The following is a 13,988-nucleotide window of genomic DNA, read 5'->3' as shown; positions in this document are numbered from 1 at the left end:
CGTTCAGAACGGGCCGGTCGCCTGGGCGACCGGGTGCGCCGGCACGCCCTGCTCGACCGCAGCACGCTGTTGCGCGGCGAGCGCTCGCTGGTAGCCGTCGCGTGCCTGCAGGCGCTGCCAATAGGCGAGCACCGCCGGCTTGAAGCGCTCCTTGAGTCCGATGTCGTCGGCGAGCATCAGCGCGTAGCCGACCGACACGTCGGCGGCCGTGAAGCGCCCGGCGCACATGAACTCCTGCCGAGCGAGCAGCGGTTCGAGCGTGCGCAGGCGCGACAGGAACCAGCGTGTGTAGTCCTCGGCGACCTGGGGCTGACGCCGCTCGGCCGACTCGAAGCGGGCGTAGCGCAGGATCAGCGTCTGCGGGAAGGTCAGCGTCGCCTCGCCGAAATGCAGCCAATTCAGGTAGGCGCCGAAGTCGGGCTCGTCGGTTTCAACGTTGAGCGCGCCCGGCGAGTGTCGCGCGGCGAGGTAGTGGCAGATCGCCGCCGACTCGGTCATGCGCGTGGCGCCGTCGAAGAACGCCGGGATCGTGCCGAGCGCGTTGAGTTCGAGGTAGGGCTGCGCCTCGAGCCGCGGCGGGAACGGCAACACCTTGAGCTCGTACGGCAGACCGAGCTCCTCAAGCATCCACAGCGGCCGGAACGAGCGCGCGCTGACGCAGTGGTACAGCGTGATCATGTGCCCCTCTCCGCGCCGCTCAGGCGGTCTTCGCTTCGTCCAGACCCAGTTCGCGCTTCATCTGCTCGCGGATCTGGAATTTCTGGATCTTGCCGGTGACGGTCATCGGGAAGGTGTCTACGAACTTGATGTAGCGCGGCACCTTGTAGTGCGCGATCTGGCCCTGGCAGAAGTCGCGCACTTCGGCTTCGGTGAGCGTCTGGCCTTCGCGCACGATGACCCACGCGCACAGCTCCTCGCCGTATTTCTGGTCGGGCACGCCGACGACCTGCACGTCGAGGATCTTGGGATGGCGGTAGAGGAATTCCTCGATCTCGCGCGGGTACAGGTTCTCGCCGCCGCGGATGACCATGTCCTTGATGCGGCCGACGATATTGCAGAAGCCTTCGTCGTCGATGGTCGCGAGGTCGCCGGTGTGCATCCAGCGGCCGGGGTCGATCGCCTCGCGCGTCTTCGCTTCGTCGCCCCAGTAGCCGAGCATCACGGAGTAGCCGCGCGTGCACAGTTCGCCGGGCGTGCCGCGCGGGACGATGCGGCCTTCGTTGTCGACGATCTTCACTTCCAGATGCGGCTGGACGCGACCGACGGTGGACACGCGGCGGTCGAGCGGGTCGTCGGTGCCGCTCTGGAAGCTCACCGGCGAGGTCTCGGTCATGCCGTAGGCGATCGTCACCTCGCGCATGTTCATCTTGTCGATGACGCGCTTCATGACCTCGATCGGGCACGGGCTGCCGGCCATGATGCCGGTCCTGAGACGCGACAGGTCGAAGTCGTTGAAGCGCGGGTGATCGAGCATCGCGATGAACATCGTCGGCACGCCGTAGCTCGCGGTGCAGCGCTCTTCGGCGAGGGTTTCGAGGGTTGCCAGCGGGTCGAAGGCTTCGGCCGGATAGACCATCGTCGCGCCGTGCGTGAGGCAACCGAGGTTGCCCATGACCATGCCGAAGCAGTGGTAGAGCGGCACCGGGATGCACAGGCGGTCACCTTCGACGAGGCGGATCGCTTCGCCGACGAAGAAGCCGTTGTTGAGGATGTTGTGGTGCGACAGCGTCGCGCCCTTGGGCTGGCCGGTGGTGCCGGACGTGAACTGGATGTTGATCGGGTCGTCGAACTGCAGCTCCTCGCCCAAGGCTTCGAGCGCGTCGAGTTCGTCGCCGGTCGGCGCGTGCAGCAGGTCGTCAAAGCTCAGCATGCCGTGGGTTCGGTCGGCCCCCATGCGGACGACGATTTCGAGCGTCGGCAGCTTCGCGGCCTGCAGCTTGCCGGCTTCGGACTGCGCGAGCTCGGGGGCGAGGTCGCCGATCATCTCGAGGTAGTTGCTGCTCTTGAACGCGGGCGACATCACCAGCGCACGGCAGCCGACCTTGTTGAGCGCATATTCGAGTTCGGAGCGGCGGTAGGCGGGGTTGATGTTCACGAGCACGAGGCCGGCCTTCGCCGTCGCGAACTGGGTCAGCGCCCATTCGACGTTGTTCTGCGACCAGATGCCGATGCGCTCGCCGCGCTTGAGGCCCAGGCGCATCAGGCTGCAGGCGAGGGCGTCGACGCGCTGCTTGAGCGCCGCGTAGGTGAGGCGCACGTTCTGGTGGCGCACGACGAGGGCCTCGCGTGCGGCGTGGCGGGCGCAGGCCTCGTCGAAGAAGCGGCCGATGGTCTGGCCGATGAGGCGCTTTTCGGAGGCGCCGTGGACGTAGCTCAACTGGGTCATGTGTCTCTCTCCACTCTGTTCGATTCGATGTCTTCTTCTTGCGTTTCGCGGGCCAAACGCCGGTAACGCGGGACATGGGAAAGCACACACTGGCCGGGGCGCGAGGCGCCGGCCAGTGTGGTGGCAGCAGATGCCGATCAGCCCTTCGCCGGCTCGAACTCGACGAGTTCCGCGCCGTCGCCGACCTGGTCGCCGACCGCGAAGCGGAAGGCCTTGAGGGTGCCGGTGGCGGGCGCCGTGATGGTGTGTTCCATCTTCATCGCCTCGAGGATCAGCAGCGGCGCGCCCTTCTCGACCTTGCTGCCGGCTTCGGCGAGCAGCGCGATGACCTTGCCGGGCATCGGCGCGAGCAAGCCCCCTTCAGCGCCGCCGCCCTCGCCCGCGTGGTGCAGCGGGTCGACATTGGCGAGCTGCCAGGTGCGGCCGTCGAGGAAGACGTGGCGTTTCTCGCCCGCGACGATCACGGTGGCGCCCAGGCGCCGGCCGTCGAATTCGACGCGCAGGCCGCCACGGTCGTCGAGCTTGCCGCGCGCCTCGGTGCTGCGGCAATCGACCGTGAGGGTGTAGCGGTCTCGTCCGCGGTAGGCGACGGTGACGGCCTTCTGCGTCTCGCCGAAGCGGAACAGCAGTTCGCGGCTGGCCGTGGCATTGAGCCGCCAGCCATCGCGCGCATGCCACGGCGAACCGGGGTCGTTGCCGCGTTCGGCTTCGCCCTCGGCCCACGCCGCCTCGCGCAGCAGTTCGCCGAGTGCGACGACGAGATAGACCTCGGCCGGCGGTACTTCGCCTTCCGGGAAGAGGTAGGCCTTCTCGCGTTCGATCAGGCCGGTGTCGAGATCGGCATTGGCGAAGGCCGGGCAGTTCGTCAGGCGCGACAGGAACTCGATGTTGTTCGCGACGCCGACGACGCGGTAGTCCGCGAGCGCCTGCAGCATGCGCGCGAGTGCCTGGTCGCGGTTCTCGTCCCACACGATCAGCTTCGCGATCATCGGATCGTAGAAGGGGCTGATCTCGTCGCCCTCCTCCACGCCGGTGTCGACGCGCACATGCAGGCCTTCGGCCGGCGGCGCGAGGTGCACGAGCTTGCCGGTCGAGGGCAGGAAGCCCTTCGCCGGGTCTTCCGCATAGATGCGCGCTTCGAGCGCATGGCCGCGGATCTGCAGTTGCTCCTGCGCGAGAGGCAGCGGTTCGCCCGAGGCGACGCGCAGTTGCCATTCGACGAGGTCGAGGCCGGTGATCATCTCGGTGACCGGGTGCTCGACCTGCAGGCGCGTGTTCATCTCCATGAAGTAGAACGAGCCGTCCTGGTTGGCGATGAACTCCACGGTGCCGGCGCCGACATAGCCGACGGCCTTGGCGGCTTCGACCGCGGCCTTGCCCATCGCGGCGCGGCGTTCGGGCGTCATGCCCGGCGCGGGCGCTTCTTCCAGCACCTTCTGGTGACGACGCTGCACCGAGCAGTCGCGCTCGAAGAGGTACACGCAGTTGCCGTGGGTGTCGCCGAAGACCTGGATCTCGATGTGGCGTGGGCGGGTGATGTACTTCTCCACCAGCACGTGCTCGTCGCCGAAGGACGAAGCTGCTTCGCGCTTGCAGGAGGCGAGCGCGGCGATGAAGTCGTCGGATTTCTCGACGAGCCGCATTCCCTTGCCGCCGCCGCCGGCCGCGGCCTTGATCAGCACCGGGTAGCCGATCTGGTCGGCCTGCTCGTGCAGATACGTCGGCTCCTGGTTGTCGCCGTGGTAGCCGGGGGTGAGCGGCACGCGCGCCGCTTCCATCAGCTTCTTCGCTTCGGACTTCGAGCCCATCGCACGGATCGCCGACACCGGCGGGCCGATGAAGACAATGCCTTCGCGCTCGCAGGCGTCGCAGAAGTCCTCGTTCTCGGACAGGAAGCCGTAGCCGGGGTGGATCGCCTGCGCGCCGGTCTGCTTCGCGGCGGCGATGATGCGGTCGATGACGAGGTAGCTTTCCTTGACGGCAGCGGGGCCGATCAGCACGGCCTCGTCGGCGAGTCGCACGTGGCGGGCATTGGCGTCGGCTTCGGAATACACCGCGACGGTCTTGATGCCCATGCGGCGCGCGGTCTTGATCACTCGACAAGCGATCTCCCCGCGGTTCGCGATCAGGATTTTTTCGAACATTGTTGTCTCCTCCCCTTACATCCGGAACAAGCCGAACTTCGTCTGCGGGATCGGCGCGTTGAGCGTCGCCGACAGCGACAGCCCCAGCACGCGGCGGCTCTGCGCCGGGTCGATCACGCCGTCGTCCCACAGGCGCGCGGTGGCGTAGTAGGGGTGGCCCTGCACTTCGTATTGTTCGCGGATCGGCGCCTTGAACGCCTCCTCGTCTTCCTTGCTCCAGCTGCCGCCCTTGGCTTCGATGCCGTCGCGGCGCACGGTGGAGAGCACGCTCGCGGCCTGCTCGCCGCCCATCACCGAGACGCGGGCGTTCGGCCACATCCACAGGAAGCGCGGGCTGTAGGCGCGGCCGCACATGCCGTAGTTGCCGGCGCCGAAGGAGCCGCCGAGGATCATCGTGAGTTTGGGCACCTGTGCTGTCGCGACCGCGGTGACCATCTTCGCGCCGTCCTTGGCGATACCGCCGTTCTCGTACTTGCGCCCGACCATGAAGCCGGTAATGTTCTGCAGGAAGAGCAGCGGGATGCCGCGCTGCGCGCACAGCTCGACGAAGTGCGCGCCCTTCTGCGCCGATTCGCCGAACAGGATGCCGTTGTTCGCGACGATGCCCACCGGGTAGCCGTAGAGTTGGGCGAAGCCGGTGACCAGCGTCGTGCCGTAGCGCGACTTGAATTCGTCGAAGCGCGAGCCGTCGACGACACGGGCGATGACTTCGCGCACGTCGTAGGGCTTGCGCGGATCGGCCGGGATGATGCCGTAGAGTTCTTCGGGGTCGTACAGCGGCTCTTCACCGGCGCCGACTTTCAACGACACGGGTTTCTGGCGATTCAGGTTCGACACGATGCGACGCGCGATGTAGAGCGCGTGCGCGTCGTTCTCGGCGAGGTGGTCCGCGACGCCCGAGATGCGGGTGTGCACGTCGCCGCCGCCGAGATCCTCGGCGCTGACGACTTCACCCGTCGCGGCCTTCACCAGCGGTGGGCCGCCGAGGAAGATCGTGCCCTGGTTCTTGACGATCACCGCCTCGTCGCTCATCGCCGGCACATAGGCGCCGCCGGCGGTGCAGGAGCCCATCACGACCGCGATCTGCGGGATGCCCTGCGCGCTCATGTTGGCCTGGTTGAAGAAGATGCGGCCGAAGTGATCACGGTCGGGGAAGACTTCGTCCTGCGTCGGCAGGTTCGCGCCACCGGAGTCCACCAGATACACGCAAGGCAGATTGTTCATCTGCGCGATTTCCTGCGCGCGCAGGTGCTTCTTCACCGTCATCGGGAAGTAGCTGCCGCCCTTCACCGTCGCGTCGTTGGCGACGATCATGCACTCGACGCCCTTCACGCGGCCGATGCCGGCGATCACGCCGGCCGAGGGGGCATCGCCGTCGTACATGCCGTACGCCGCCATCTGGCCGACTTCGAGGAAGGGCGTGCCGGGATCGAGCAGGTGATTGACGCGATCACGCGGAAGCAGTTTGCCGCGCGCGGTGTGCTTCGCCCGCGCCGACTCGCCGCCGCCGAGGGCCACTTCCGCTGCCTTGTCGCGCAGGTCGCCGACGAGCTTGCGCATCGCCTCGGCGTTGCCCGCGAAGTCCGGGCTGCGCGTGTTGATCGAAGATTTGATGACGCTCATGTCTCCATCCTTTTCTTGTGAGGGAGAAAGGTTTCGGCCCCCTCCCCTTCAAGGGGAGGGCTGGGGTGGGGATGGGTTGACGGTGCAAATGCCAAATGGCGGCGCTTCCTTCCACCCATCCCCCACCTGTCCTCCCCCTTGAAGGGGGAGGAACCTGCTAACTGCGCTATCCCTTACCGACTCACAGCGTCTCCGCGAACAGCTCGCGACCGATCAGCATGCGACGGATCTCGCTCGTGCCGGCGCCGATCTCATAGAGCTTGGCATCACGCCACAGGCGGCCGGTGGCGTATTCGTTGGTGTAACCGACGCCACCCAGAGTCTGGATGGCCTCGCCCGCCATCCACGTCGCCTTCTCGGCCGAGTACAGGATCGCACCCGCGGCGTCCTTGCGCAGCGTGCGCGCGTGATCCGCGCGGTCGCAGGCCTGCCCCACCGCATACACGTAGGCGCGCGTCGCGTTCCACACCGAATACATGTCCGCGACCTTGCCCTGCATCAGCTGGAACTCGCCGATCGCCTGGCCGAACTGCTTGCGCTCGTGGAGATAGGGCACGACGACGTCCATGCACGCCGCCATGATGCCCAGCGGGCCGCCGCACAGCACGGTGCGCTCGTAGTCGAGGCCGCTCATCAGCACCTTCACGCCGTTACCGACGCCGCCGAGCACGTTCTCTTCCGGCACTTCGACGTCGTCGAAGAACAGCGGAAAGGTGTTCGAGCCGCGCATGCCGAGCTTGTCGAGGTGGGTGCCGTGGCTGAAGCCCTTCATGCCCTTCTCGATGATGAAGGCGGTCATGCCCTTCGGGCCGGCGTTGATATCGGTCTTCGCGTAGACCACCAGCGTGTCGGCGTCGCCGCCGTTGGTGATCCACATCTTGGCGCCGTTGAGCACGTAGCGGTCACCCTTCTTGTCCGCGCGCAGCTTCATCGACACGACGTCGGAGCCCGCATTCGGCTCGCTCATCGCCAGCGCGCCGACGTGGTCACCCGAAGTCAGCTTCGGCAGGTACTTGTCCTTCTGCGCGGCGTTGCCGTTGCGGCGGATCTGGTTCACGCACAGGTTGGAGTGCGCACCGTAGGACAGCCCGACCGACGCCGACGCGCGCGAGATCTCTTCCATCGCGATGATGTGCGCGAGGTAACCCATGCCGGTACCGCCGTATTCCTCCTCGACGGTCATCCCGAGCAGGCCCATGTCGCCGAACTTCTTCCACAGGTCGGCGGGGAATTCGTTCTCGCGGTCGATCGCGGCCGCGCGCGGAGCGATCTCGGCCTCGGCGAACTGGCGCACCGCGTCGCGCAGCGCGTCGATGGTTTCACCGTGGTGGAAGTTCAGGCAGGGGATGTTCATCGGGGGTCTCCTCGTTCCTTGGTGGCTGTTCGTTTTCGGGGCGTCGCCAGATGCAGCTTAGACGCCCGCGGGCAAGACTGTTTGACTGCGTAAGAGTAGGCCCGCGCGCGACGCAGCGGGCGCCAAGGTGGTTGCAAATCCTGCCAAGCGAATTATGATGTCCCGATGGCAACCGTGATCCCTTCGGTCGGCGATCCCACGCGCGGCCCCGCTGCGACGCCGGTCGCCTTCATCCGCGCGATCGTCGCGGCCTACCGCCGCTACGGGATCAATCCTGCCAACGCCTTGCGCGAAGCGCAGATTCCGCCGGCGGCACTCGACGCCCCGGCATCACGCGTGACCGCGGCGCAGATGGAGATCATGTCCGCAGTCGCGATGCAGGAGCTCGACGACGAGGCGCTGGGCTGGTTCTCGCGCCGCCTGCCGTGGGGCAGCTACGGCATGCTATGCCGCGCGTCGATCACCGCGCCCGACCTCGGCGTCGCGCTGAAACGCTGGTGCCGGCACCACCGCTTGCTCACCGACGACATCCTGCTGCAGCTCGACGACGACGGCGCAGTCGCGACGCTGCGCATCGAGGTACGCCGCTATCTCGGCGAGATGCACGAGTTCTGCCTCGTGACGCTGCTGCGCTACGTGCTCGGTTATGCGTGCTGGGCGATCGACTCGCGCATCCCGCTGCTCGCGGCCTCCTTCCCCTTCCCCGCGCCGCCGCACCGCGGCGTGTATCCGCTGCTGTTCCAGGGTCCGGTGCACTTCGACGCCGAACGCGCCGAGATCCGCTTCGACGCGCAATACCTGCACCTGCCGCTGCGGCGCGACGAGACGGCGCTGCAGCAGATGCTGCGCCGCGCGCTGCCGCTAACCGTGCTGCAATACCGCCGCGACCGCCTGCTGGTGCAGCGCGTGCGCCATCTGCTGCGCGAACGTCTGGACGAAGGCGCGACTGCCGAGACGCTGGCCGAACGCTTGCACCTGTCGCCGCGGACCCTGCACCGCCAGCTCGACGAGGAAGGCGCGTCGCTGCAGCAATTGAAGGACGAGGCGCGGCGCGAACGGGCGATCGAGCTGCTGCATCGCACCAGCCGGCCGGTGAAGCAGATCGCGCAGGCCGTCGGATTCCGCAACGAGAAGAGCTTTTCGCGCGCGTTCAGGCAATGGACCGGCGAGTCGCCGGGTGCCTTCCGGGAAAGACAGATCAAGGTGCGCGGCGCACACGCGGAAAGCTGATCGCCACCGCGCAGCCGTGACGTACCGGCTCCGCCCGCTAGACGCTGAAATGCCCGACAGAGCGCTGCAGCAAACCCGCCAGCTCCGCCAGGCGCTGCGCCGCCTCGGCCGTCTGACGGGTGGCCTCGCTGTTCTCTTCCGACATTTCGGTGATGCGCGCGACGTTGATGGCGACCTCGTTGCTGGCCGCACTCTGCTCCTTCAGCGCCAAGGAGATTTCGCACACGGCGTGCGCCACGCCGGCTGCGCTGCTCTTGATGCCGGTGATCGATTCCCCCGCCTGGTTGGCCAGCGTCACGCCCTGGTTGGCCTGCCGCACGCCGGTTTCCATGCTGCTGACGGCACTGCGCGTGCCGGTCTGGATGCTCGCGATCATCTCGGCGATTTCGCGGGTGGATTGGCCGGTGCGCTCGGACAGCTTGCGCACCTCGTCGGCGACGACGGCGAATCCCCGCCCCTGCTCACCGGCACGCGCGGCCTCGATGGCGGCGTTCAGGGCCAGCAGGTTGGTCTGGTCGGCAATGTCCTTGATGACATTGACGATGGCGGAGATTTCCCCCGATTTTTGCTCCAGCGCCTCGATCACCTGCGACGAGTGGCTGACGGTCTGGGCGATGTTGCCCATTTCGGCCACCGCGCCGTGAATCACTTCGCCCCCCTCCTCGGAGAGATTTCCCGCATGCCGGGAAATGGACTCGGCCTCGGTGGCGCTGGCCGACACCTGGTCGATGCTCACCGTCATCTGCTCGATCGCTGCCGCCACTGCAGCGGCGGCCGAACTCTGCTCCGACGAACTCACCGCGACCTGACAGGAGGCCGCAGACAACATGCCCGCCGCGCCGTTGAGCTCGGCCGATCCGGCGCGAATCTCCCCCACCGTTTTCGACAGCGCGGCCTGCATGGTGGCCAGCGAACCGAGCAAGTTCCCGATCTCGTCGCGACCGGCGGCGTGTACCGCACCGGTAAGATTTCCGCCGGCAATCCGTTCGGCGACGGCGACCGCCTCGCGCAGGGGGCGTGTGATCGAGCGGATGATCCACATGGCGACGGCGATGCCGGCCAGCAGCCCGGCGACGATGGTGCCGACCGTCGCCTCCCGCACCGAATCGTACTCGAGCCTCGCCTCCCCGAACTGCATGCCGGTGGCGGAGGCTTTCAGCTCCATCAACCTGCGCAGGTTGCGCACGGCATCATTGTACTTCTCGCCCGCGCCAGTCGCTTTCATGATTGCCGAAGCCCTGTCGCGATCACCGCCGCGAATCGCCTCGATTACCTGGTGGCGTACGGTGACGTAGGCATTCCAGCCGTCGTCGATACGCATCACCGTCGCCTTCTCCTCGGCGCTGAGCGGCAGTGCCATCACGGCGCCGCGCGCGGCGCCGATCGTCGCGTCGAGCTCCGGGATGTGCCGCAACTGATCCTCCACGAGGTCGTGGTTGCCGGCGGAGATCGCCGCGGCGAGGACATGCACGCGGATGCGGTGCATGCTGTCCAGTGCACTGCCGAGTTCGACCAACGGCAGCGTCTGATCCTCATAGACCGACTTCAATCGGGCATTCGACCCCGACATGCCGTGCAGGCCGGTGATACCGACCGTCACGAGCAGGGCGGCAAGCACGCCGACGAGAAGGATCAGGCGGGCTCGAATCGTCAGACTCCGAAACATCGTTTTTGTCTCCCTGTATTGTTTTATCTGCGGGTTTGTCGTGCTGAAAGCGTGAAGGCACTGCCTACGCGCACACGGCGCCGGTGCGCAGCAGCGCTGCAAACGGTTCGGCGGAAAGAGGCCGGCTGAAGAAGTAACCCTGCATTTCGTCGCATCCGTGTTGGCGCAGGCACTCCAGCTGGCCCGCATCCTCGACGCCCTCGGCGACGACCGTCAGACCCAGGCTGTGGGCGAGCGACACCACGGCAGCCGTGATCGCGGCATCGGTGCGGTCGGTGGTGATATCCCTGACAAACGAGCGGTCGATCTTCAACGCGTCGATCGGGAAACCCTTGAGACGGTTGAGGCTGGAGTAGCCGGTACCGAAGTCGTCGAGCGACAGGCGGACCCCGACCGCCTTCAGTTCCCGCATGGTCGCGATCGCAGAATTCGGATCGTCCATGAGCATGCTCTCGGTCAGCTCCAGTTCGAGAAAGGCGGGATCCAGTCCGCACGCTTCCACGGTGCGCGCGACCAGCCCCGCCAAACCCTCCTTCCTGAACTGGCACGCCGACAGGTTGACCGACATGCGTACCGGCGGCAGACCACGCTCGAGCCACGCGCGAGCCTGCAAACAGGCGGCCCGCAATACCCACTCGCCGATCGGCACGATGATGCCGGTCTCTTCCGCCAACGGAATGAACTTTGCCGGCGGCACGAGGCCCATCTGCGGATGGTGCCAACGGATCAGGGCCTCGGCGCCCACCACCTGCATCGAACCGATATCGACCTGCGGCTGGAACTGCAGCACGAACTCGTCGTTCTTCAGCGCACGGCGCAGCTTTCCCGTCAGTGCAATGCGTTCGCCGGCATGGGCGTTCATCTCCGCGGCGTAGAACTGGAAATTGTTGCGCCCCTGCGCCTTCGCCCGGTAGAGCGCAGTGTCCGCGTTCATCAGCAGCGTCTGCACCGAGTTGCCATCCCGCGGGCACAGGCTCGCACCGATGCTGCACGATACATACAGCTCGTTGTCATCCAGTTGGTACGCCCCGGTCATCGCCTCCTGGATGCGGTGGATGGCCGCCGCAACCTGCGCCTCGTTTTCGACCTCCTGCAGCGCAACGACGAATTCGTCGCCGCCCAGACGGGCGACGGTATCCTCTTGCCGCACGCACGAGGACAGACGCTCGGCCACGGCCTTCAGCAGGCGGTCGCCTGCGTTATGGCCGAGGCTGTCGTTGACGTACTTGAAGTGGTCGAGGTCGATAAACAGGATCGCGGCATTGCGCCGGTAGCGCTGCGCCCGCCCGATCGCCTGCTGCAGGCGGTCCGTCAGCAGCGCCCGGTTCGGCAACCCCGTCAGGCTGTCGTGACCGGCCTGGTATTCGAGCTGCTCCTGGTAACGCTTACGGTCCATCGTGGTCCGCAGGGACATGATCCCGTATGCCAGATTCTCGGCGAGCTTGCCCAGCAGTCCGACCTCCTCGTCATCAAAGGCACCGGTCTCTCCGGCATAGATCGCCAGCACGCCGATGACCTGACCGTCCTTGCACAGCGGCAAGCCGACGCAGGCATGGTAGTCGCGGCCCAGCGCCTCGTGACCGCGCACGAAACTGTCGTCGTCGCGAATGCTGTTCACGACCACCGGCCGGCCCGTGCGCACGGCCCTGCCGATCGGCCCGTTCTCGCGCACGGCGCTGTCCCACGAGATATCCAGCGTGTCGAGGTATCCCTGCTCGTACCCGGCATGCACCACCGGACGCACGCTCTTGCGCTCGTCGTGTTCGGCGTAGCCCGCCCATGCCAGCCGGTAGCCGCCGGTGCGCGTGATGGTGTCGCAGATGTGGCGCAGCAGTTCGCCTTCCTCACCGATGCGGACCAGCGCCTCGTGGCAATGCGTCAGCAGCCTGAGCGTGCGATTGAGCTTGTGCAGCGTGCGCTCGGTCTGCTTCCGCTCGGTCAGGTTCTCCTTCACGGCGACCAGATGGGTGATCTGGTCGTGCGCATCACGGATCGGCGACGCCACCATGTGTTCCCAGTACAGCTCGCCGTTCTTTTGCCGATTCAGGAGTTCGCCACGCCACACCTCGCCGTTGCACAACGAGCCCCACAGGTCCTTGTAGACGCGGGTGGGCGTAGTGCCGGAACTGAAGATCCGCGGCGATTTCCCCAGCACCTCGTGCGCCTCGTAGCCAGTCACGCGGGTCACGCTCGGATTCACGTATTCGATGCGCCCGTTGCAGTCGGTGATGACCACCAGCGACGGACTCTGCTCGACCGCACGCGACAGCACCCGCAGATGCTCGACCGCACGGCGCCGCTCGGTGACGTCACGAATCACGCTGACGATGATCCGTCCCCGGTCGGCCATGTCGGACAACAGTACGGCCTGCATGTCGACCCAGCGACGCGTCCCGCCGAAGCCGACGATCTCGAACTCGAGTGCGACCGGATTGCTATCGGAGATCTGCGCGGACAATCGACGCAGCGCGCGAAAATGCTTTCTCGGCACCACCTCCTGCACCCTGCGCCCGACGACGTCGTTGGACTCGTCGGCCTCGATCATCTCGAGCCCCGAGCGGTTGATGCTCAGCACCCGTCCATGCTCGTCGATCATCGCCACGCAGTCCGGCACCGTATCGACGACGGCCTGCAGCAGGCTTTCGCGAGTCTCCAGTTGCCGGCGATCATGGTCGATGCGCTGCATGCAGTGTGCGGTCTGCTCCGCGAGCAAGTTCAGGTCCGCGGCGAGCTGGCCGATCTCGCCGTGACCGGCGATCGCCAGTCGCGGGGAGTAATCGCCGCAGGCGAACCGGCGACTCGCCACGGACAACTTGCGCAGCGGCACGACGATGTGACGCCGCACGGCGAGCAACGCGAGTCCCAGCAACAGGGCATCGAGCACCACCAGCCCATGCATGTAGAACCTTGCTTCCCGCTCTTCCTCGTTGGCATGGTGCGTCAGCCCTGCGACCACCGCTTCGAGGTTGCTCAGCAGGATCGCGGCGTCGTTGACCAGATGTTCGAGATCGATCTGCGAAAGATTCCGCTCGCCGTCCGGACGCAGCAACAGTGCAACGTCGGCACTGTAGTCCGCCCACGTTTCGCGGACGATGCGCATCGCACCGATGATCGCCGGGGGCGATACCCGGACGGCGTAACCGAAGGCGTTGCCCCCCTGCTCGAGCGCCCTGAGCCCCGCCTCGAACTCGCGCACGGCCAGTTCGGCCTGCGCGCCACTCGCGAACCCCTGATGCGCCAGGACCCCCTGGAAGGCGATGCGCTGGCTCAGCATGCGCATGCGCCCGGCCACATTGATCGTGTCGGCGACGTGATGGAGTCGTTGCAGCAGACTGTCGATGACCGTCGCATTGGCCACGATCAGGGACAGGAACAGCACGGACGCCAACGCGAACTTGATTCCCAGCCCAGGGCGGTGGAATTCTGCAGGGGGCATCATGTCACGCATGTTTCCGGTCTCTTCCGTCTCGCCAAGGCCACCTCGTCGCGACACCGCTGCGTCGCGCCCACGTACGACGTCTGCCCCCGGCACGGAGCCGATCGGCACGTCTGCAGAAAGACCGGTTTATTGGACGCGGACAGGCC

7 protein-coding genes and 1 pseudogene are annotated in these 13,988 nt (G+C 66.5%); 1 reads left to right on the top strand and 7 read right to left on the bottom strand.

Going from position 1 to position 13,988, the window contains the following annotated elements:
* Positions 1–3: 3 nt before the first annotated feature.
* From GPA27_RS07495 to GPA27_RS07475, 5 genes are all read right to left on the bottom strand, one after another.
* On the bottom strand, positions 4–678 hold the full coding sequence (locus tag GPA27_RS07495) for a glutathione S-transferase family protein (protein ID WP_169139097.1): 675 nt from the start codon (positions 676–678) through the stop codon (positions 4–6).
* Positions 679–697: 19 nt separating this feature from the next.
* The gene (locus tag GPA27_RS07490; RefSeq protein WP_169139095.1) at positions 698–2,386 is read right to left on the bottom strand and encodes an AMP-binding protein; all 1,689 of its coding nucleotides are present in this window, start codon (positions 2,384–2,386) and stop codon (positions 698–700) included.
* 137 nt (positions 2,387–2,523) lie between these two features.
* Entirely contained in the window at positions 2,524–4,530 is a 2,007-nt protein-coding gene (locus tag GPA27_RS07485; RefSeq protein ID WP_169139093.1) for an acetyl/propionyl/methylcrotonyl-CoA carboxylase subunit alpha, read from the bottom strand.
* 15 nt (positions 4,531–4,545) lie between these two features.
* Positions 4,546–6,153, bottom strand: a complete 1,608-nt coding sequence (locus GPA27_RS07480) for a carboxyl transferase domain-containing protein (protein WP_169139091.1) — start codon at positions 6,151–6,153, stop codon at positions 4,546–4,548.
* Positions 6,154–6,334: 181 nt separating this feature from the next.
* Positions 6,335–7,507, bottom strand: coding sequence for an isovaleryl-CoA dehydrogenase (locus GPA27_RS07475; protein ID WP_169139089.1), 1,173 nt, complete (start codon positions 7,505–7,507; stop codon positions 6,335–6,337).
* 165 nt (positions 7,508–7,672) lie between these two features.
* On the opposite strand from GPA27_RS07475, the gene GPA27_RS07470 reads away from it, so the two are divergent.
* Positions 7,673–8,737, top strand: a complete 1,065-nt coding sequence (locus tag GPA27_RS07470) for an AraC family transcriptional regulator (protein ID WP_169139087.1) — start codon at positions 7,673–7,675, stop codon at positions 8,735–8,737.
* Positions 8,738–8,774: 37 nt separating this feature from the next.
* Here the strand turns inward: GPA27_RS07470 and GPA27_RS07465 are convergent, their stop codons facing one another.
* Positions 8,775–10,592 (bottom strand): methyl-accepting chemotaxis protein, encoded by a 1,818-nt coding sequence (locus tag GPA27_RS07465; RefSeq protein ID WP_169139085.1) that lies wholly within the window; start codon positions 10,590–10,592, stop codon positions 8,775–8,777.
* Positions 10,582–13,839: pseudogene (locus tag GPA27_RS07460) on the bottom strand (EAL domain-containing protein); the annotation flags it as partial. The gene GPA27_RS07465 and the pseudogene GPA27_RS07460, both read right to left, overlap by 11 nt.
* Between the last annotated feature and the right edge of the window lie 149 nt (positions 13,840–13,988).

Origin of the sequence: Aromatoleum toluolicum (assembly GCF_012911005.2) — a bacterium.
GTDB lineage: Bacteria > Pseudomonadota > Gammaproteobacteria > Burkholderiales > Rhodocyclaceae > Aromatoleum > Aromatoleum toluolicum.
This window is presented reverse-complemented; position numbering and strand designations above follow the sequence as displayed.

Bases quoted from the DNA above. Each gene is read 5' to 3' on its own strand.
- GPA27_RS07470 (WP_169139087.1), top strand. From the start codon at position 7,673: ATGGCAACCGTGATCCCTTCGGTCGGCGATCCCACGCGCGGCCCCGCT.
- GPA27_RS07475 (WP_169139089.1), bottom strand. From the start codon at position 7,507: ATGAACATCCCCTGCCTGAACTTCCACCACGGTGAAACCATCGACGCG.
- GPA27_RS07495 (WP_169139097.1), bottom strand. From the start codon at position 678: ATGATCACGCTGTACCACTGCGTCAGCGCGCGCTCGTTCCGGCCGCTG.
- GPA27_RS07485 (WP_169139093.1), bottom strand. From the start codon at position 4,530: ATGTTCGAAAAAATCCTGATCGCGAACCGCGGGGAGATCGCTTGTCGA.
- GPA27_RS07465 (WP_169139085.1), bottom strand. From the start codon at position 10,592: ATGCGGGCCAGCTGGAGTGCCTGCGCCAACACGGATGCGACGAAATGC.
- GPA27_RS07490 (WP_169139095.1), bottom strand. From the start codon at position 2,386: ATGACCCAGTTGAGCTACGTCCACGGCGCCTCCGAAAAGCGCCTCATC.
- GPA27_RS07480 (WP_169139091.1), bottom strand. From the start codon at position 6,153: ATGAGCGTCATCAAATCTTCGATCAACACGCGCAGCCCGGACTTCGCG.